At 32.7% G+C, this 21,827-nt stretch carries 20 protein-coding genes and 1 pseudogene; 15 read left to right on the forward strand and 6 right to left on the reverse strand.

Annotated features, from left to right (window positions below):
* The 3 genes and pseudogenes from Q0F04_RS08005 to istA form a co-directional block, all read right to left on the reverse strand.
* A pseudogene (locus Q0F04_RS08005) lies at positions 1 to 737 on the reverse strand (hypothetical protein); the annotation flags it as partial.
* Positions 738 to 872: 135 nt separating this feature from the next.
* Complete coding sequence (locus Q0F04_RS08010) at positions 873 to 1,580, reverse strand: ATP-binding protein (protein WP_295752109.1); 708 nt, start codon at positions 1,578 to 1,580, stop codon at positions 873 to 875.
* Positions 1,580 to 3,121, reverse strand: coding sequence for an IS21 family transposase (istA, locus tag Q0F04_RS08015; protein WP_295752110.1), 1,542 nt, complete (start codon positions 3,119 to 3,121; stop codon positions 1,580 to 1,582). Before istA ends, Q0F04_RS08010 begins: the two co-directional genes overlap by 1 nt.
* Positions 3,122 to 3,309: 188 nt before the next feature.
* Here istA and Q0F04_RS08020 point away from each other — a divergent pair, with 188 nt between their 5' ends.
* The 12 genes from Q0F04_RS08020 (at position 3,310) to Q0F04_RS08075 (ending at position 14,710) form a co-directional block, all read left to right on the forward strand.
* Positions 3,310 to 4,311: a PDDEXK nuclease domain-containing protein gene (locus tag Q0F04_RS08020; RefSeq protein ID WP_295752112.1), complete on the forward strand. Its 1,002-nt coding sequence runs from the start codon at positions 3,310 to 3,312 to the stop codon at positions 4,309 to 4,311.
* 74 nt (positions 4,312 to 4,385) lie between these two features.
* Positions 4,386 to 4,580 carry a hypothetical protein gene (locus Q0F04_RS08025; RefSeq protein WP_295752152.1) on the forward strand — a complete coding sequence of 65 codons (195 nt, stop codon included), beginning with the start codon at positions 4,386 to 4,388 and terminating at the stop codon, positions 4,578 to 4,580.
* Positions 4,581 to 4,736: 156 nt separating this feature from the next.
* Positions 4,737 to 6,410, forward strand: coding sequence for an AAA family ATPase (locus Q0F04_RS08030; RefSeq protein ID WP_295752114.1), 1,674 nt, complete (start codon positions 4,737 to 4,739; stop codon positions 6,408 to 6,410).
* Positions 6,411 to 6,605: 195 nt separating this feature from the next.
* Complete coding sequence (locus Q0F04_RS08035) at positions 6,606 to 7,373, forward strand: hypothetical protein (RefSeq protein WP_295752115.1); 768 nt, start codon at positions 6,606 to 6,608, stop codon at positions 7,371 to 7,373.
* Positions 7,374 to 7,414: 41 nt separating this feature from the next.
* Positions 7,415 to 8,068, forward strand: a complete 654-nt coding sequence (locus tag Q0F04_RS08040; protein ID WP_295752118.1) for a class I SAM-dependent methyltransferase — start codon at positions 7,415 to 7,417, stop codon at positions 8,066 to 8,068.
* Complete coding sequence (locus Q0F04_RS08045) at positions 8,034 to 8,846, forward strand: hypothetical protein (RefSeq protein WP_295752120.1); 813 nt, start codon at positions 8,034 to 8,036, stop codon at positions 8,844 to 8,846. Before Q0F04_RS08040 ends, Q0F04_RS08045 begins: the two co-directional genes overlap by 35 nt.
* 167 nt (positions 8,847 to 9,013) lie before the next feature.
* A complete protein-coding gene (locus Q0F04_RS08050) occupies positions 9,014 to 9,715 on the forward strand; it encodes a transglutaminase-like domain-containing protein (RefSeq protein WP_295752124.1) in 702 nt (233 codons plus the stop codon).
* On the forward strand, positions 9,712 to 10,179 hold the full coding sequence (locus Q0F04_RS08055; protein ID WP_295752127.1) for a hypothetical protein: 468 nt from the start codon (positions 9,712 to 9,714) through the stop codon (positions 10,177 to 10,179). The genes Q0F04_RS08050 and Q0F04_RS08055 overlap by 4 nt, the downstream gene beginning before the upstream one ends.
* Before the next feature lie 28 nt (positions 10,180 to 10,207).
* Entirely contained in the window at positions 10,208 to 10,414 is a 207-nt protein-coding gene (locus Q0F04_RS08060; RefSeq protein WP_295752154.1) for a hypothetical protein, read from the forward strand.
* Positions 10,415 to 10,508: 94 nt separating this feature from the next.
* Entirely contained in the window at positions 10,509 to 11,144 is a 636-nt protein-coding gene (locus tag Q0F04_RS08065; RefSeq protein ID WP_295752129.1) for a TetR/AcrR family transcriptional regulator, read from the forward strand.
* 70 nt (positions 11,145 to 11,214) lie between these two features.
* Positions 11,215 to 12,969: an ABC transporter ATP-binding protein gene (locus Q0F04_RS08070; RefSeq protein WP_295752132.1), complete on the forward strand. Its 1,755-nt coding sequence runs from the start codon at positions 11,215 to 11,217 to the stop codon at positions 12,967 to 12,969.
* A gap of 1 nt (position 12,970) precedes the next feature.
* Entirely contained in the window at positions 12,971 to 14,710 is a 1,740-nt protein-coding gene (locus Q0F04_RS08075) for an ABC transporter ATP-binding protein (RefSeq protein WP_295752135.1), read from the forward strand.
* A 332-nt stretch (positions 14,711 to 15,042) separates the two neighbouring features.
* Here Q0F04_RS08075 and Q0F04_RS08080 read toward each other — a convergent pair whose 3' ends face one another.
* Positions 15,043 to 16,272, reverse strand: coding sequence for a glutamate-5-semialdehyde dehydrogenase (locus Q0F04_RS08080; protein WP_295752137.1), 1,230 nt, complete (start codon positions 16,270 to 16,272; stop codon positions 15,043 to 15,045).
* 1 nt (position 16,273) lies between these two features.
* Positions 16,274 to 17,050, reverse strand: coding sequence for a glutamate 5-kinase (gene proB / locus Q0F04_RS08085; RefSeq protein ID WP_295752140.1), 777 nt, complete (start codon positions 17,048 to 17,050; stop codon positions 16,274 to 16,276).
* 107 nt (positions 17,051 to 17,157) lie between these two features.
* On the opposite strand from proB, the gene Q0F04_RS08090 reads away from it, so the two are divergent.
* Both Q0F04_RS08090 and Q0F04_RS08095 read left to right on the forward strand, forming a co-directional pair.
* A complete protein-coding gene (locus Q0F04_RS08090) occupies positions 17,158 to 19,092 on the forward strand; it encodes a response regulator (RefSeq protein WP_295752142.1) in 1,935 nt (644 codons plus the stop codon).
* Between the two features lie 225 nt (positions 19,093 to 19,317).
* Complete coding sequence (locus tag Q0F04_RS08095) at positions 19,318 to 19,935, forward strand: hypothetical protein (protein WP_295752144.1); 618 nt, start codon at positions 19,318 to 19,320, stop codon at positions 19,933 to 19,935.
* Positions 19,936 to 19,960: 25 nt separating this feature from the next.
* On the opposite strand, the gene Q0F04_RS08100 is transcribed toward Q0F04_RS08095, so the two are convergent.
* Entirely contained in the window at positions 19,961 to 21,184 is a 1,224-nt protein-coding gene (locus Q0F04_RS08100) for an L-serine ammonia-lyase, iron-sulfur-dependent, subunit alpha (RefSeq protein ID WP_295752147.1), read from the reverse strand.
* Between the two features lie 98 nt (positions 21,185 to 21,282).
* Here Q0F04_RS08100 and Q0F04_RS08105 point away from each other — a divergent pair, with 98 nt between their 5' ends.
* Positions 21,283 to 21,777, forward strand: a complete 495-nt coding sequence (locus tag Q0F04_RS08105; protein ID WP_295752149.1) for a hypothetical protein — start codon at positions 21,283 to 21,285, stop codon at positions 21,775 to 21,777.
* The last annotated feature ends 50 nt before the right edge of the window (positions 21,778 to 21,827 follow it).

Here is a 21,827-nt window from a genome sequence, read left to right on the forward strand (position 1 = left end):
GGAACAATTACAGTATTATAGTAATCCTGCAAGTCTTCATAGACCTTGTTTAAAATCAATACATCTTTTGTGTTTTTAATAGAAGCAGCCTTTGTATTGTTGGGCTTTAGAATTTTAGGAACACCTCCATAAAAGTTTAAAGCTTCTATCGTACCCTGAAGAAAGTTGGGTGTTTGTTCGTTTGGAAACGCCATAACGAAGCAGTAACTGCTCACACCTAAGGTTGTTGTAAAAAAATGAGCAGTCTGAAGTTCACCAGGCACATCAGTATATACAAGATCCAAAGTGTCTCCAACCCAGTCTATATACATAATTTCACCAGGAACTCTGTTGATTGCCATTCTAAGATTGCTTTCCAAATGATTCTCATCAAGCCATTGTTTAAAGTAATGTTTAAATTGCGTGTATTGATAGCCATCTGGATATAATTTCTTATAATCAATCCAAATAAAATACAAATTTGCCTTAGAATTTTTATCTGTAAGCTTTTTATAGACTTTCTCAAAATCCGGTAACGGAGCTTCCTTTCTAGGATGTGCGTTTGGATAGAACATTTGTTCAACCATTTTTGGTGTCATAGAATGAAGTTGCTTAAGAGTTACATCCATTGTCTTAAACTTTTTCTTGATGTCAGTGATAGTGCTGTTCCCAATCGAATATCTTGTACGAATGTCGTTATAAGAGAAACCATCTTCTAACATTTCAAGAACACCAATAATTGTAGTGCTTTTCTGCATACAAAAAGACCTCCTTTCACTACAGTCAAACTATAGCATTAAGGAGGTCCTATTACACCGGTAGTACGTCATGTTGCACCGCTTCAAGCGTCATTCGAAACCGGTATGACCGCTAGGGGTGCACCGAATTAGCCGTCAATTGCATTTTAAAAGAATTGTATAAGATGAGTTTCTAATACAATCTAGAATGGCATCAGCGAGTGGCCCATCGCCTAATTTGCCTAGCCAGCCTTCAGGAGCCCATTGACTGCAGTAAATTGTCGATTTTTTATCAGTTCTTGATTGTATCACTTCAAATAAATCGTTCCGTTCGCATTCACTGATGGTTGTTAATAAGAATTCATCTAGAATCAATAAATCAACTTTGGAAAGTTTTTTCATATATTTTTTGTAATGCCCTTGAATCTTTGCTTCTTCAATTTCCTGAAACAAGTCTGGCAAACGAATATATTGAACTTTGTATCTTTCCATACATGCATTAACTCCAAAAGCGTTTGAAATCCAAGTCTTTCCCGATCCAGATGCACCAATCAAAATAATGCTCAGTTTCTGCTGGATATATTCATTTGTACTCAGTTCTTCTATCAAGCCTCTGTTGATTTCACGGTCAGGCTTATAATTGATATTTTGTAGATTTGCGTTTGAATCATAGAAGTTGGCGTTTTTGATGTAGCGCTTAACTGTGCGATTGATTTGCGAATCATATTCTTTGATGACCATGGCTTCCAATCTTTCTTCAAAAGTCATATTTTGTATACTCGGATTTTCAGACTTATCTTTATATTCTTCAGCCATGATAGGCAATCTCATTTCTCTTAGTTTTTCATATAATTCTTGATTCATTACTTTTTACCCCCATAATATTCAGTTCCACGAGTGAATGCATATGTAGTATCTTCTTTATTTGTCATACGTTCAGTTTCGCGTTTTACTTCATCTTGACCTGATTCTAGAATCAACTTAATATTCTTATAGGTAGGATTAGATAAGCGAGAAAGCGCCAACTTACATGCATTTTCTAATCTTGCCTGCGAATATTTATCAGACAATTTCAAAATAGACAAACATCCCTTGTAGGCTTGTTCTTCTACTTTATAACGACTAAACATAAGAGTGATTAGTTCAACAGTGGAAGGACCTATTGTTGCAGCCCAATTCATAAAGCGTTCTTTATTCCACTGGAACAATTGGTGGTTCTTTGGCATATGCGCCTCATTGGTAGAATACTGATTGCGATGACCATATAAGCGTTTATGTTGGCAGATCTGATTCTTTTTATAATAAACAGTGACTGTATCTTTTGTCAGTTTTACTTCCACTCGTTTTCCAACATATTCATAAGGAATTGAATAATTCATTTTTTCTACTTGAATATGATAATTTAGCTGGACTGTTGCCATTTTCCATTCACTCAATTCAAATGGATGTTCTGGCAATGGATTCATATAATCTTTTTCTTCATTCATATAAACAGATTTTCTAGAACCTTCACGCTTTTGGAATTCTTCATTATTTAATTTGTTCATTTCAATATAGATGGCTTTATTCAATGATTCAAAAGTAAAGAATGTTCGATTACGTAAAATACCAATTATCGTTGTAGCCATACTGAATACAGATCCTTCTGCAGCTCCTTTATCTTTTGGCATTTTAACGCGTGCAGGAATAACAGCCATTCCATAATAGTCTGCCATTTCCTGGTAAGATTTATTCAAAACAGGATCCTCATACTTCTTGTGTTCAGTAACACCGGTTTTAAGATTATCTGGAACAAGAATGCGTGAGACACCACCAAAATATTCAAATGCGTGAATATGACAATTAATCCAATTCTTAGAATCCATCCGAGGACAAGCCTCTACATAACAGTACATGCTGAATGGAAGCACGGCTACAAACATATAAGCAGTAACATCCTGGTTCAATGAGCGATCATGAACCTTCATTGTCTTACCATCCCAGTCAACCATTATCCTATCCCCAGGCTTATGCGTGATATGCATCGTAAGCTTGTTCTTTTTTACATAGCTCGAGTAATTGTTACAAAATGCACTGTACTTTAGATATACCTTATGCGTACTTTTACATTGATCCACATATTCTTTCCAAAGCATTTTTAAACTGACTCCAACCTTCAAAAGCTCCTTATGCACATATGCATAGTCAGGCTGTTCAAAAGAAACATCTATTCCATTTGATGGAAAAAGAAGTTCATTAATTTGGGATTCGCTTAAATTGTAAGCAGTGTTCCAATAGACACCTGCAGCATCTGCTGCATCAAATACATCACGAACAGTATTTCGTGACACTTTCAGCATTCTAGCGATTTCACGCTGAGAATGATTCTCAAACCTAAGTTCAAGAATTCGTTTTAAATCTCGCATAAAAAAAACACCTCCAATTCGCAAGATCTGTAGAACTTAATATTCTACAAATACATCTTACAACTGAAGGTGTATAAACGGCTCTGATTAATGGATTGGGTGGCTCTCAGTGCTGGACGGTGTGGCTCTGAATGCGTGGAATACTCAGAATAATAAAATTTGAAAAAACTGATGATATTATCTTGGATATGAAATACATTATTGATAGCTCTCAAAAGAGTGCATATCAAGCTATAAATGTTGCGTTAGTATCTCGTAACTGGTTAATTGGTTATCGAATTGCAGAAGAAATTTTAAATGGAGAAGATCGTGCTGAATATGGTAGCAAAGTTATTAAGAATTTATCAAAAGAACTTACTAAGTTATATGGGAAAGGTTATACGAAGACAAATTTATATAACTTTTATTTGTTTTATAAACTGTATCCTAAAATTTTCCACTCAGCGAGTGGAAAATTTGAATCTATTCTGAGTTGGACGCATTATAGAATATTGATACAAGTAAAAGATAAAATTGCTAGAGATTGGTATGAAAAAGAAGCAATGAATGAATCTTGGAGTGTTAGAACTTTACAAAGAAATATATCTTCTCAATATTACTATCGTTTACTCCAAACACAGAAGAAAAGTTTGGTTGAAAATGAAATGAAAGAATTAACGGCTGATTATCAAAATGATAAGTTAGAGTTTATTAAAAATCCAGTAGTGGCAGAATTTCTAGGGTTAGCACAGAATACAGATTTTACAGAAACAGAACTCGAAAAAAGTATTATCTCAAACATTCAAAAATTTTTAATGGAACTAGGAAAAGGGTATGCATTTGTTGCAAGACAGCAACATATCCATACAGAGAAACAGGAATATTTTATTGATTTAGTATTCTATAATTATTATTTGAAATGTTTTGTTTTAATTGATTTAAAAACGAGTAAAGTGACACATCAAGATGTTGGACAAATGGATATGTATGTAAGAATGTACGATGAATTAAAACGCACAGAAGGAGATAATCCAACCATTGGTATTATTTTATGTTCTGATACGGATGAAGATATTGCAAGATATTCAATTCTAAAGGGTAATGAACAATTATTTGCAAGTAAGTATAAATTATATTTACCTAGTGAAGAAGAATTACGAGCAGAAATCGAAACGCAAAAGACGATGTATAAATTGCAACATCAAAAATAATTAAAGTGATTGGATTTTAATGATATATCATAGTACAGCAATTTGAAGTGAAGCTATAAAAATGTGTTAGTGGAATTCATGATAATTATGAACCAAAAGAATTGGTTGGAAAGACTGCAATTGCGATTGTAAACTTACTACCAAGAAAAATGATGGGTATTAATTCTGAAGGTATGTTGATCTCAGCTTTACATGAAGAAGATGGTCATGAAGGACTAAACTTATTGATGGTTGATGACAAGATTCCTGCAGGTGCTAAGCTTTACTAAAATAGAAAAGCATATTGATTTAACTATTGAACAACTCTCTGATTATAAAGGAGAGTTGTTTTTTTTTTTGTATTATATGAATTTTAAATTCTTGTTAGGAATTGAAGAAAAAGTTAAAAAATATAAAGTATAATAACTGTGAAAGGAATTGATAGAATGAAATTATTACCGACGGGAATTGAAAATTTTAAAACTATGATTGATAAAAGTGCTTATTATGTGGATAAGACAAATTTCATTGAAGATGTATTAAATGAACAAGTTGTTTCATATACAAGGCCTAGAAGATTTGGTAAAACTCTGAATATGTCGATGCTCTATTATTTCTTTTCAATCAACGAGAAAGAAAATTCTTATCTATTTAATGGTTTAAATATTTCGAAGAATAAGGATGCTTTAAAGTATCAAAATAAGTATCCAACGATTTTTATTTCTTTAAAGGAAATGAAAAGCTTAACTTTTGATGCGCAAATTTCATCTTTTTCAAATGTGATTTATGAATTGTTAGAGAAAAACTTAGAAATATTATCTTCTGATCAATTGTCGGATACAACTAAAGATATTTTAAATAAATTGCATAATCGTTCATCTTGTATTGAAGATTTAAAAATTTCCTTGAGAGTTATAACGAATGCTTTGTATGCTTATTATCAACAAAAGGTCATTGTATTAATTGATGAATATGATGTTCCTTTACAATCTGCATATCAAAATGATTATTATGAAGAAATGGTTGAGTTTTTAAGAAGTGTTTTTTCTTCAGCACTTAAAACCAACGATGCTTTAGAAAAAGGTGTTATGACCGGGTGTCTTCGTATTTCTAAGGAAAGTATTTTTACTGGATTGAATAATTTTACTGCTTATTCTGTTTTAAATAATATTAGTAGTGAATCTTTTGGGTTTACTGAATCAGAAGTTAAGCAGTTGTTGAAAGATTATAATCTTTCCGAAAAGATGAATGAAGTAAAAGAGTGGTATGATGGATATCAATTTGGTAATAAAGAAATTTACAATCCCTGGAGTACATTGATGTATGTTAAAAATATAATGCAAGATGTGTCTTTTAAACCAATTTCTTTTTGGGCAAATACCAGTGGAAATGATCTTGTTGTTAAGTATATTCAAAATGGGGATAAAAAATTACGCAAGGAGTTTGATGTATTAATGAGTGGTCAATCACTCATTAAATATATCAAGCCTGAACTTACGTATCGTGAAATGGATAATATCAATAATATTTATAGCTTTCTATTACTAACTGGATATTTAAAGGCCATTAAAGATAGGGGAGAAAACCAATACGAATTGATTATCCCGAATAAGGAAGTTTATGAAATCTATAAACAATCCTTCATGTCATATTTTGAAGATTATACAACAAGTAGAAAAGGTGAACTGTATCAAGAACTTGTGGATGGTGATGCAAAGAAAGTAAATCTATTGTTGAATGATATTCTATTAAGAAGTATTAGTTATTTCGATAATCAAGAATCCTTTTATCATGGATTTCTAGTAGGATTGTTGAATGATTATGAGGTGGTATCCAATAGAGAATCTGGAAATGGTAGATTTGATGTATGCGTTTTACCAGAAAACATACTTGGAACAGTGGTGCTTATTGAGTGTAAACATTCAATAAGTGAAGATGATTTGATTGATGATGCCAAAGAAGGCGCAAGACAAATTGTCGAACAAAAATATCTTGAAGAACATAGATTTAAAAAATATGAAAATGCAATTGGCTACGGAATATCTTTTTATAAAAAACAGTGCTTTGTAGTCAAAGTGAGATATGATTCTGAAGGTAAATATTCTACTCTTTTCACTTGAATTAACAAATAATAACACAATACATTGAAGAAACGGCATAAATCGCATGAAATGACTTTGAAGAAATGGAAATTGGACAATTCTTAATAAGGGTTGTCTTTTCTTTTGACGATATTATTCTTGCATGTCATTCATTGCGGTGCTAAACTGAAGCCAAGAAGAAAGTTAGTTTAATCTAACAATTTGAGGTTGATTATGAAGTTTTATGAAAGTGGAGATCAAAGTAAACCAGTCATCTTTTTGTTTCCAGGCACTTGTTGTTTATATAGTAGTTTTGATCATGTATTAGAAGGATTACATGCATATTTTTATACGGTAGCTATTTCATATGATGGCTTTGATCCAAATGAGAATACGCAATTTCATTCGATGGAAGAAGAGTGTGAAAAGATTGAACAAGAAATTATGGATCATTATGGTGGAAGAATTAAAGCAGCCTATGGATGCTCGCTTGGAGGAAGTTTTGTTTCTTTGTTGATTCAAAGAAAAAGAATTCATATAGATCATGGCATTATTGGAAGTAGTGATATGGATGAGGCAGGAAAGGTGATGGCTACAATTCAAGCGTCTATAGTAACACCAATTATGTATAAAATGGTGCATACTGGAAAACTTCCAAAATTGATGGAGAAAAAGAAAGCTCAAATGGATGATTCGAAGAAGGAATTGGTGAATGGATTTTTAGATATGTTTGGATTAGGAAGTCCTTGGATTACGAAGAGTAGTATTTATAATCAATTCTATTCGGATTTAGTGACGAAAGTCCAACATAATATGGATGTATCGGGAACAAAAATTCATGTATTCTATGCGACAAAGATGGGTGAAAAATACGAAAAGAGATATCATACATATTTTAAGAATCCGGATATTCATAAATATGATATGCAGCATGAAGAATTATTTTGTTGCCATGCTGACAAGTGGGTAGAAGAAGTAAGAAGTGTTGTGAAAGGAATATAGAAAATAGTATTTTGAAGAATGGAAAAGAGGTGAAGTTGGATATGGCGGACAAAATACAAAATGCGTATGAATCATCTAAGAGTATATATGATGATGTTTTGACACAGGGAAATATTTTCAGTAAGCTGTATATCATGTTGTTTTGGAGTGGTACTAATGATAATGATATAGCCAGAAAAGTTTTATCGTATATTCCAAATGATTTTTCAGGTAAACTTCTAGATGTTCCAGTTGGAACCGCTGTATTTACTCAACGCAAATGGATTGCTTTAAAAGATGCGCATATTACTTGTCTTGATTATAGTATGGATATGCTTAAACAAGCTAAAAAAAGATTTGATGGATATGCACATATTCAATGTATTCATGGGGATGTATCCAATTTGAAATTGAAGGATGAATCCTATGGTATTGTGGTTTCTATGAATGGATTTCATGCTTTTCCAGATAAGAAAAAGGCATTTCAAGAAACGTGGCGAGTTTTAAAACCAGGTGGTACCTTTATAGGATGTTTCTATATTAGGGGTAAATCTAAAAGAACGGATTGGCTTGTGAATCATATTCTTTCAAAGAAAGGATGGTTTAGTCCACCGTTTCAAACAGAAAATGAACTAAAAGATATTTTGAAAAAGATGTACAAACAAATGGATATTCACATAGATGGGTCGATGGTATATTTTTGTTGTACTAAATAATGAAGGTGATATTATGTTGTTTCAAACAGTAGGAAATGAATTGAATCCTGTTATTTTATTTTTTCATGCGATGGGTGTAACTGGAGAAAGTAGTATACCAGTTGCCAAGAAATTAGCGGATAAGTATTATTGTGTTCTACCCACTTCTACAGTATATTGTGCAAATCAAAAGTATCTAGGTAAAAGTGATGAGATACAACAGATTAAACGATTTTTAAGTGATCATGGGATCAAAGAGATTGAACTAGTAGTAGCATCTTCGATTGGTGCAGATCTGGCGATGGAATTTTTAACAGATACAAAAATACCGGTAAAGCATATATTCTTTGATGGTGGTCAATTTGCACAGATTGGTAAGATAACACGTAGAATTATGGTTCCATTTTTATATGTGGCCATGAAAAGTTTGTATTGGACAAATGGGAAAACATTGAAGAAAATTATGTGGTGTGACGATGATAATATCAAGCCTTATTTCATAGAAGCAGGAAAGAATTTGTCATATACAAATTTGAGAAAACAGATGGATGATAGTCTAGAAGATAAGCCATTTCCAAAATTATCAGAAGAGCTACAAAAACATACATTCTGGGAATTTGGTAGTAAAGAAGATCATTTTAAATATCGAAATGCAGTGATGCAATCCTATAAATATGGTAACTTTCCAGTTTTTGAGGGATTGAACCATATGCAATATCAAATACGTAATCCAGAAGGATTTGCCAGAATGTTAGAAATGATTATTAAGACAGATCGATTACCTGAGTTGACATTTTGAAAGAAGGTATCACAAAAATGCTTTGTTGTAGAGATTAATATTGACTTGCTTCAAATGATGAAGCTAAGGAAAACACTTTAGTAGATCCTATTTCAAAGTCTCTTATATTTTGAAGGATATAATCATATGTAGGTTCAAATTTGTTAGAATGTTAAGGATAAGTGAAAATGATAGATAATTATTTAAAAGAAACGGAGATGCTGGATTATTCAAATCCTCTAATTCAAGAACTGATTCAAAAGAAGAAGTGGAAGGAATTGGATGAATTTGAAAGAATCAAGGGAATATATAATTTTGTAAGAGATGACATCTTATTTGGATATAATGAAGATGATGCGATTTGTGCATCAAAAGTATTATTCGATGGCTATGGCCAATGTAATACAAAAGGAACCTTATTTATGGCTCTTTTACGAGCTTGTCAGATTCCATGTAGAATTCATGGGTTCACAATTGATAAAAGACTTCAAAAAGGAGCAATGACAGGCTTAGTGTATTGGAGTGCACCCCAAAATATCTTTCATAGTTGGGTGGAAATATATTTTGAGAATCAGTGGATTGAACTTGAAGGATTTATATTGGACAAGACATATCTTAAGAAATTACAAAATCAATTTCCAAATTGTAAAGGTGCATTTTGTGGATATGGTGTAGCTGTAAAAGATTTTAGAAATCCAATCATTGATTTTAATCGCAATTCTACATATATTCAGAGTGAAGGAATTACACAAGATTTTGGTGTATATGATTGTCCGGATGATTTACTAAAAGAACACCATCAACAAATGTCAAAGCTAAAAGGATTTGCCTATAGATATATAGGAAGACATTTCATGAATCACAATGTAAAAAAGGTGCGTCAAAAATGAAGTCAAAGAGAATGATTGTTGTAGTTGTTAGTGGTATAGTTTTATGTTTCTGCTTATTCTTTATATTTCAAAATGAAAAAGATACAAGTACTTCTAATAAAGATTTAACATTGATTTATGAAGAGAAAGTATCTCCAAATAAGGAGTATGTTTCTAATAAAAAGGATATTGTGCATTATACAATTAAAATTTATCAAGAGGATAAGAATACGGTTCAAGTTCACGCTGAATCGAATTCTCCCATTTTTGAAAATACAAATTATACAGTTGATTATAATCAAAAATTATCTAAAGAAGATATTCAAATTAAATGGATGACACTTTCAGGGAGTACAGAACCTAAAAAGAATGATCAACTAGGTCTTGCGAATGTCAAAATATTAAAAGATGGAAGTGTAGTTAATGAAAAAGTCATTAGTTTTGTAAGCAAAGGTGTTAAGGACATTACGGACGTAATTGGATAAAATAAGGGAGTGTGATTGTGTGAAAAAAATGATGTTAGGTATTGTTTGGCAACTTATGGGGTTTCTTGGCTCAATAGCTATTTTGTGCTCAGCGACACTTTATCAATGGGATTATAACGGGATTACTGGAATCTTAGGTAGTTTGTTGGGATTAGACTTAATAATTCCATTCATTGTTTGTATAACACTATTTATTTGTGGTGTAGTAGTCTGTTTCAAAGCAATAGGGGAATAGTAAATTTCAATTTTTATACTTGACAAATCTCTATGGATAAGAATAATATAACAGTGTGATATAACACTGTTATATTTGTTTATTGGAGATTTATATGTCAGAAAAAACTGAAAAAACAAGAGAGAAAATATTGGCTACCGCCATCAAACATTTCTTAAGAGATGGATTTAGTGGTGCTTCTTTAAGGAGTATTGTCAAAGATGCAGGACTTACAACGGGAGCTTTTTATAAGTATTATCCGACTAAGGAAATGCTTTTTGATGCACTAGTTGATCCGTATATTAATCATATATATGAAATCTATGATGGAATAATAGATGATTTTGAAAAGCTTTCTGCTCATGATCAGACAGACAATATGTCAAATGCAGCCAATGATGGAACAGGTCAGATGATTGATTATATTTATGATCATTATAATCATTTTAGATTATTGTTTAAATGTGGAGATAGTGGGAAATATGAAGCATTTATTCATAATATGGTGAATAAAGAAATGAAGGCAACCAAGAAATATATGCAGATTATGAAGGAGTCTGGAATGGATTTATCAACTATTGATGAAAGTCTTATGCATATGATTTACACAGGCTTTTTCTCGTCTATACTGCAAATAGTTGAACACGATATGGATAAAGAGATAGCTAAGAAAAACGTCCATCAATTAAAAGAATTTAATATGGGTGGATGGGAAAGAATATGGAATATTAAATTTCCGACTAAACAGTAATATTGGGTGGCCGTGGCCACCTTTATTTATAAGAACAGAGTTAGTTGCAACTAATAAGGAGGACGTTTATATGCAAGAAAAGAAGAAATCTACAATGAGTTGGATCCTTGAATGGGCTGGACAAAAGAGAATGGATTATGTATGGAGTGTCATACTTGGAATGGGCAATGTGATTTTTAAAATCATTCCTTATTTTCTTATCGCAACGATTGTAAAGATGTTTTTAGAAGGAAATAAAGATTTTAATACCTATCTAACAAACTCAATATGTATAGCTATTTCCTTTATTGTGGCCGAGCTTTGTCATTCACTCTCAACAACACTATCGCATAAGGCCACTTTTACTGTACTTTCAAACATTCGAAAGGCATGTTTTGAAAAGCTAGCACGTGTGCCACTAGGATATGTGAAAGATACTTCGTCAGGTACATTTAAGAATATTATGGTGGAAAGAATTGATAGTATTGAAACAACGCTGGCACATATTATTCCTGAATTCACTTCAAATCTACTTGGTCCTATTGTTGTGTTGATCTATTTTTTTACAATTGATTATAGATTGGCTCTTTGGTCATTATTACCCATTATTATTGGTTTCCTATCTTATTTTGGAATGATGATTGATTATAAGCCAAACTTTGAAAAGACAGTAAAGACAACGAAAGATTTAAATGATGCAGCTGTTGAATATATTGATGGAATTGAAGTCATTAAAGCTTTTGGAAAAACAGAGAGTTCTTATGCGAAATTTACCCGTGCTGCCAAGGCCTATGCGAATTCCTTTATTTCATGGATGAAAAAGTGTTCGATTTATCATGCACTCATGATGACAATAACTCCCTATACATTATTGACCGTGCTTCCTTTTGGAGCTCATTATGTTGAAAATGGCACACTTACAATGCCTGATTTTATCTTATGCATAATTTTATCATTAGGGATTGCCGGACCATTGATCACAGCTTTTTCTTATACAGATGATTTAGGAAAGATTGGTGTTATTGTCGGTGAGGTTGTTGGAATTTTAGATCAGCCTGAGCTACATCGACCTGAAAAGAGTGTGGCTGTGCCAAAAGACAATTCGATTGAATTACGCAATGTGAAATTTGGATATCACGAAAAGGAGATCCTACACGGAGTGAATATGGTATGTAAGGCAGGAAGTGTCAATGCGATTGTGGGTCCATCCGGAAGTGGTAAGTCAACAATCGCAAAGTTGATTGCGTCTTTGTGGGATGTGAATTCTGGAAGTATAAAAATTGGTGGTGTAGATATCAAACAAATGTCTCTTATGGACTTTAATCAAAAAATCGCATATGTAGCACAGGATAATTATTTATTTAATGAAACAGTACGAGAAAATATCCGTCAAGGAAATCCTAATGCGAGTGATGAAGATATAATTGAAGTCACAAAAAAGAGTGGTTGTTACGACTTTATTATGCAGTTGGAAAATGGTTTTGATACGATTGTCGGTGGTGCTGGTGGTCACCTTTCTGGAGGAGAAAGACAACGTATTTCTATCGCTAGAGCCATGTTAAAAGATGCACCTATTGTGATTTTAGATGAGGCTACAGCGTATACGGATCCAGAAAATGAGGCAATTCTTCAAAATTCTATCGCTAAACTTGTAGAAGGAAAAACATTGATTGTGATTGCGCATAGGCTTTCTACAATAAAAGACAGTGATCAAATCTTTGTGGTAAATGATGGAAATGTAGTAGCACATGGCACGCATGATCAACTTCTTTCATCATGTGCATTTTATAAAGATATGTGGAATGCGCATATTTCTGTAAAGGATACAGTAAAGGAGGGAAAATAATATGTTTGAAATCTTGGCAAAATTCTTTAAATTTTCTGGTGAAGAAAACAGTAAGAAATTTAAATTATCTATGATGATTGGTTTAGTAGAAGCACTTGCTTCAGCTATGAAAATACCGGCTATTATGTATATTTTGATGGGCTTGATTGAAGGAAAATCAATGGGTAAATATATTCTTGGCTCATTAGTCATTATGATTATTGCGATTGTGATAGATATTGTTTGTAAAAGAATTTCGTCTGTACTTCAGACAGAAGGTGGATACAATGCGAGTGCCTTTATGCGTATTAAGATTGCAGAACATCTTCGTTATCTTCCAATGGGATATTTTAATTCAAATAGTATTGGTGAGATTGCTTCTGTTACGACAAATACAATGGAAGTACTTGGAGATGTTGCCTCAAGAGTTGTAATGCTTACAATGCAGGGGATTTTAGAAACAACAATGATTATATGTATGATCCTTATTTTTGATGTAAGGATTGGATTGATATCTATTGTTGGTGTTATTGTATTCTTTATAATTAATTCTATGATGCAGAAAGCTGGTAAAAAAGATTCGGAACAAAAAGTTCAGTGTGATACAGAACTCGTGAATCAAATCATGGAATATGTGCAAGGTATTTCGGAAGTAAAATCTTATAACTTATTGGGTAAACAGGCGAAACGATTGAATGATGCCAATAATGCGTGTGCTAAAATCAATACAAAAATGGAACTTGTATTTGTACCTTATCATTTTCTTCAGGGTATCGTGACAAAGATTACAGGTGCAATTATCATTATTAGTTGTGCAGCCTTTTATGTAAATGGAACTATGAATGCGGTGAATGCGATTGGTATGACAATAGCTTCCTTTATGCTTTTTTCAAGCTTAGAAACGGCAGGAAACTATTCATCTCTTTTACATGTAGTCAGTGTTTGTGTGGATAAAGCCAATGAGATTCTGAAATTGAATACGATGGATATTGATGGAAAAGAAATTGAACCAAAGTGTCATGATATTCAATTGAATCATGTTTCATTTTCTTATGATAAACGAAAAATTATTGATGATGTATCCTTGTTGATTCCAGAAAAGACTACGACAGCCATTGTGGGTCCTTCTGGAGGAGGAAAATCTACATTATGTAATTTGATCGCAAGATTTTGGGATGTGGATGATGGTGAAGTGAGTCTTGGTGGTATAAATGTAAAAGACTATAGTATGAATAGTTTAATGAATAACTTTGCGTTTGTATTTCAAAGAGTCTATTTGTTTGCGGATACCATTGAAAATAATATTAAATTCGGTAATCAAGAAGCCACTCATGAACAAGTAGTTGAGGCGGCAAAGAAAGCTTGTTGCCATGAGTTTATAAGTCAATTACCTGATGGATACAATACAGTTATTGGTGAAGGTGGAGCTACACTTTCTGGTGGGGAAAAACAACGTATTTCCATTGCGCGTGCCATTATGAAGGATGCACCCATTATTATTTTGGATGAGGCAACAGCCAATGTGGATCCTGAAAATGAAAAGGAATTAATAGAAGCTATCGATGCTTTGACAAAAGAAAAGACAATTATTATGATTGCGCATAGATTAAAAACTGTCAGAAACGCCGATCAAATTGTTGTGATAGATAAAGGAAGCATCGTTCAACAAGGAACACACAATCAATTAATGAAACAAGAAGGTATTTATAAACGTTTTGTGGATTCTAGAGAAAAGGCAGTAAGTTGGAAACTTGCACATTAAGAATGATGAAAAAATGTATTGATAGAAACATTAGTGAATTTAAATACTAATGTTTCTTTTGTTTTGAACTAAGGAAGCCCAATAAATTTAATAATAATGAACAAATGGTACTGTGATACATTGAAGAAATGGAGTAAATCGTGCAAAATTACTTTGAAGAAACGGAGTTAAATGCATAAAATGACTTTGAAAAAATGTTAAATAAGTTAAATTATGTAGTGTTGTTGTACCATTGTATTGAGGTGGTGAGTTCTTGACGGAATAAATTTAACAAATTATTATTCGTTTTCTTAGATTAAAAAAACAGGCATTTAGAAGTTGCCTGTTTTTGCTTATCGAATTTGTCCATTACCCTGGACTATGTATTTATATGTTGTTAGCTCTTCTAATCCCATTGGACCTCTCGCATGAAGCTTTTGTGTGGAGATACCAATCTCACAGCCTAGACCAAATTGACCTCCATCTGTAAAGCGTGTTGAACAATTCACATATACAGCTGCACTATCAATGGATTGTGTAAAGAGTTTGGCGTGTTCTTTGTTTGTAGTTAAAATGGATTCACTGTGTTTTGTCGAATGTTTTGAAATATGTTCAATGGCTTCTTCTACAGAATCCACAATTTTAACGGCAAGAATATAATCTAGAAATTCAGTGTCAAAATCTTGTTCTGTTGCTTTTGTGCCTTCAATGATTTTTTGTGCTCTTTTGTCCAATCTGAGTTCAACAGGATATGTATCCAATTGTTTCTTTAATTTTGGTAAGAATTCATTGGCTACTTTGGAATGCACTAATAAGACTTCTTCTGCATTACAAACACTAGGTCTAGAACATTTCGCATTCTCAATGATTTTAACAGCCATATCTTGATCGACTTCTTCATCGACATAGATGTGACAAATGCCTGTACCCGTTTGAATACATGGTACTTTGGCATGTTCTACACAACGTGAAATTAAATTCTTTCCACCTCTAGGAATCAATAGATCAATATAGCCTACTCCTTCCATTAATTCATTGGCACTTTGATGTGTTGTATCTTGAATCAACTGTACAATGTTTGGGTTTACCCCACATTTATGAATTCCTTCTTGTAGAGCTTGTACAATCGCATTGGCACTGTTCCAAGCTTCCTTACCAATTCTTAAAATACATGTATTTCCACTTTTAATACATAAAGTAGCCGCATCACTTGTGACATTGGGTCTACTTTCATAAATAATCGCAATGACACCTAATGGTACACTTACTTTTTGAACAACTAAACCATTTTCTAATGTTCTTTCATTCAATACTTTTCCAGTTGGATCCTCTAATTTGATGACATCTAAAATGCCTTGAGCCATATCATTTAAGCGTTGATCATTCAATCGTAAACGATCTTTCATGACATCACTCACCATAGCTTTTTCTAAATCAATCTGGTTCGCATTTAAAATATTTTCTTTATGAGCTAATAAAGAATTTGCCATAGATGTAAGAATTTCATTCTTTTTCGCTTCATCACACAACATCAATGATTTAGTGGCATTTTTGGCGTTTCTCATAATATCTTGAGTTGTCATATTAGGCTCCTTTCTTGGCTACAAAACGAGTGCCAATACTTTCATTATCTATAATAGAATATAAAGCATCTGGCTTTTGACCATTGGTGATAATCATATCTAGGCCTGCATCCATACAGATTTTGGCAGCCTCTAATTTTGTCTTCATACCACCCGTACCTACATTCGAGTTGACGCCTTGTCCAAAGCTTAAAATCTTTTCATCCAATTCATAGACGACAGGAATGAGTTGGGCATTTTCATTTTTATGAGGATCATCATCATACAATCCATCAATGTCCGATAAGATAATATATAGATCGGCATGAATATTCTTAGCTAGAATAGCCCCCAAATTATCATTATCTCCAATTACGATTTCTTCCGTCGCAATCGTATCATTTTCATTTACAATAGGTAGTACGTTTCTTTTTAATAAATGTTCCATAGTGTTGATGAAATTTGTTTTACGATCATCATTTTCAATATCCGCTTTAGTAATCAATATTTGTCCTACAATATGATTATATTGTGAGAATAAAGAATCATATGTATACATCAATTCACATTGTCCAATGGCTGCACAAGCCTGTTTTCCCGGAAGATCATGCGGCTTCGAATCCAATCCCAATTTTCCCATGCCCATTCCAATGGCTCCACTGGATACAAGAATCACTTCATGCCCTGCATTTTTTATGTCACTAAGCACTTCACATAACTGCTTCATTCTACGAATATGTAATAGACCTGTATTTTCGTATGCCAAAGTACTCGTACCTACTTTAATAACTATACGCATATGTTTCACTTCCTTTACAAAAAAATATTTTTATAATAATAACACAATTTTTCGAATTCATACGTTTTTTTCTTCTCTTTCATTGAAAACGCTATTATAATTGACTTATGAACACAATAATGAATCAAGTTCTTCAAGAGAACTCAATAGGAACATGGAAATTAGTAGATGATCAATTATATGGGGATGATTGCTTCTTAAATTTAATTGGCGCATCAAAGGAACTGGATGCACAAGAATGCTTAAAATTCCATTTATCACATGTACATCCTGAAGATCAAGAACAATTTGGTGAATATGTAAGAAAACTAAGCGAAGAAAGAACGGAAATTGTGTATCGTTTTCTACATCCTGAAAAGGGGATTATGATGATTCGCTGTTCAGGTAAGAAAATGGAAGATGGTTCGATTGCCGGTATTCATCAAGATATAAGTGACATTGTACGTTTAGAAAAGGATAAGATTATAGAAACGTATCTATCTGAAACGAATGAGAAGTTGCGTAATCAAAATGTTGCGCAAAATGATTACTATAAAGAGATTCTAGATGAGTTACCATGTGGAGTATTCGCATATACAGTAAAGGAACATAGAATTGTTCATTTAAATAAAAGAGCTTTAAAGATATTTCATATAGACGATTTAGAAGATGTGCAAAGTAAGATGCGTTCAATCTTTAAAAAGTTTGAATATCCAGATCCAACCACAAATGATCGTTTGATCGCATTAAGAACACACGATGGTTCGGTTGATTTTGAAGTGATTATCAATCCTAAAGAATCTTATGAAGTACATGCACTTGCCAAATCAAAGGTGTTTAAAAATCCCAATGGAGAACGTATTATTATTACAATATTTGTCGATATTTCAAACCTTGTAATGTTGAAACAATCTTTAGAACAAGCCAAAGAAGGAAGTGCCGCTAAAAGTGCATTCTTATTTAATATGTCGCACGATTTAAGAACACCATTAAATGCGATTATTGGCTTTAGTGAATTGATGAAAAGTCATTGGGAGGATTCAAAAGTTTCTAGAAACTATCTAGAAAAGATTGATGAATCCAGTCAATACTTACTTTCTTTGATCAATAATATTTTAGAAATGTCTAAAATAGAAAGTGGAAAAGAAGAATTGAAAGAAAAACCATGGGATATTTATACTTCTTGTGATAATCTTCTACAATTCTTTGAACCGGATATTCGTCAAAAGAATCAGACATTGAACTATGCGGTGAATATTAAACACAATATGATTTTAACGGACTCTTTAAAAATCAGAGAAATCTATGTGAATTTAATGAGTAATGCGATTAAATATACCAATGTAGGTGGCACGATTTCTTTTTCTTTAGAAGAAATTGAAAGAGAAGAAGGTTTATCCGACTATAAAGCAGTTGTTCAAGATACGGGTATCGGTATTTCTAAAGAATATTTACCACATATCTTTGAAAACTTCACAAGAGAAAAAACATCCAGTGAATCTGGTGTAATCGGTACAGGCTTGGGTATGCCAATCGTTAAAAAATTGGTGGATCTCATGCATGGAACTATAAGTATAGAGAGTGAAGAAGGTAAAGGAACAACCGTTGTTGTAAATCTTCCTCATCGCTATATCGTAGAGGAACAAGAAGTCAAAGAGGTGGATGACAAAGAAATTGATCTTACAGGAAAACACATTCTTCTTGTGGAAGATAATGATTTGAATGCTGAAATTGCCCAAACACTTCTAGAAGATAAAGGTCTTAAAGTGATGCGTGCTAAAGATGGATTAGAAGCTATAACGATGGTGAAAGAAAATGCGGTGGATTGTTTCGATTGCATATTAATGGATATTCAAATGCCAAGAATGAATGGCTTTGAAGCCTGCAAAGTTATACGTTCTTTGCCAAATAATCGAAGTCAACTTCCAATCATTGCCTTAACTGCTAATGCCTTTGAAGAAGATCGTAAAGATTGTTTAGATGCAGGTATGAGTGATCATGTTTCAAAACCGATTGAAATCCAATCTTTACTACAAACAATTGAATCTGTACTAAAAAAATAGCGGCAAGTCCGCTATTTTTAATACATAAATGTCAATACTACTGAAAATAATGTCAATATTGTGCAGAAATGTCAATAGTAGTGAAAATAATGTTAAAATCGTGCAAAATTGTCAATAGATTTATTTGTCTAGGAGGTAGTTTTTGATGATATAATAAGTGTACAAATATTTGTTCTCAAATACAGATTATAGATTTGAATATTATAGGAAAAACGGAGGACAAATATGAAAACACCAAAAGAATATAGTGATAATCTTTCAAATCATATTATCACCAAACAAATGTTAGTGGATTGTTTGTATAGTGTGAATAAACGAGCCAAAAACTACCGAGATAAAGAAAGAGAACAAAGAGCGTATTCTAGAAGTCATCGCTATGTTGATAATTCAGCATTCATTGATGGAGCTAGAAAAAAGAAACGAGAGATGTATCGCATGAAAGATACGTTGTTGCAAATTTTGACACCAGTTTGTATCCATAAAGAATTCATTGGCTATGAAACTGAAAGAATCTATAGTTATGAAGTAGAGGAGTACAAAAAGTATAAGAAACAATTCTATTATGAAGGGCAGTATATGGATGATGATTATTCCATTGTGTACTTTGGTGATGTTGAACTTAAGGATGAGCCGATATATCACTATTATTTGTTCTATGATTTAGAATGTGGGCATACGTTTCATACACCTATTAAAGAAGAGGGTTTAGAAAAGTATTCTTTACCGATTATAGAAATTAGTGAGTTAGAAACGACGGGTCACAAAGTCAATGATTTGGTAAGCTTACAATTTGTACGAAAAGTGATTCAATTGATTGAAGAAAATATTTATATACTACAGTAAAAGCGCAGGAAATCCTACGCTTTGTTTATTTCTTCATAATTTCTACGATTGTCGTATCTACATCTTTCATGCCATGCTTAGAAAGATAAGCCATATTTTGAATACACTTTTCTGGACTGCTTGCCACAATACCATCACTATCCTTTAGTGGAGCATTGTTTAATGCGGTTTTTGCACAAAGAAGTGCGGATAGAGTTCCCGTAGATACTTTTAAGCTACATCCAACTTTTCCACCATCACAAATCATACCTGTAACTGTACCTGTCATATTTTTGATCGCATATCCAATCTGTTCTTTATTTCCACCAAACATATAGACTAGTGCTGCACTACAAGCTGTACTACTTGCCATGACACATGTACACATAGGGGATAATTTTCCTATATAAGAATTGATATAGCGATTTAATAAGTGTCCTAAAGCTAAAGCCTTTAATTCTTTTTCTTTTGCGATATGTTCCTCTTCAGCAACAATATGAATTGGAAGAATGAGGGCAATACCCTTAGTACCTGCACCTGAACTGGACATCGTACTTAATGGACATCCAGAAAGTCTAGCTTCTATGGCTGAAGTTAGTATGGATATAAGATTTGTTGAAAAAGAACTGGATAAAGGTAAGTTATGATCTTTGGCATAATTCGCAAGTTCTAAATTCATCTTGACTCCATCATAAAGAAATTCAATGTCATCGACATCAAGTTCATTGACTAAATCCACAATATCAGAAATATGCATCTGTTTAAGACTTTGAATTAAACTGGATTGTGTATTTAAAGTGTTTTCATTATTGATTAAAATTTCATCATTCTTAGAAAGATAGATTACGTTTGTATGTTCATCCTTGATGATACAAGTACTCGTTTGATTTTGAGTATGAATTGTACCCTTCACAAAAAGTCCTGTTTGACTTGAATCTACATGTATTTGTGTATCTTTAAATTTGTACACTTTATTTTTAATTTCATCATCAATATCTTCAAACAGTTTTAAACCCTTTTCTGGATTCTTTAAAAAAGCACCAAGACTTGCTGCATACTTTAATCCCACATGCTCAAAATTAGGTATACCGGCTGACATTCCATTTTTAAAAATGCCAATATTCACATCACATTCAATAGAAAGGATTTCTTCATCTAATACTTTTGAAGCATGTGCCAAACATAAGGCAACACATACGGGTTCTGTACAACCGAGTGCTGGTATTACATCTTGTTTTAATAATTGTATACATTCTATTTTGTTTAACATAAGATCACCATAAGTATTATACAACAACAAAAATTAACATTTAAACTTATAGTTTGTGTTATAATCTTGAGTTGGAAATATAACCGAGGTAGAAAAAAGTGAAGAAGAAAACAATAGTCCCATTAACTGTATTTCTTGTAGGAATATGTCTTTTGGGCTTATTTACATATAATACAAATAGTCAAATTCAAAATAATCAGCGTACACTTGCACTTATGAATGCGAAAACGTATGGGCAACAAATAGAGGATGATTTAGAAAATGGAGTTGGCATCACAAATTCTTTAGAACAAGTTTTAATCAATTCAGATGGACAGATTCATGATTTTTCTAAAATCGCCAAGTATGTGATGACAAGTTCTATACAAAGCGTGCAACTTGCATCCAATGGAGTTGTCACAGAAATCTTTCCTGACAAGGGAAATGAAACGGGTAAAATTGATTTATTAAATGATGAAAAGAGAAGTGAAATTTCTAACTACGCAAAAAAATATCATACAACCATTACCCAAGGTCCTTTTGAATTGAAACAAGGCGGTTCTGGCATTGCGGTTCGAAATCCAGTTTATCCTGAATTATTCATGAAAAGATAATAAAAGAAGATTAGCCTTGTTGGTGGATCCAAATTGGCTAATCTTTTTCA

This window comes from uncultured Holdemanella sp. (genome assembly GCF_934772795.1).
Lineage (GTDB): Bacteria > Bacillota_I > Bacilli_A > Erysipelotrichales > Erysipelotrichaceae > Holdemanella.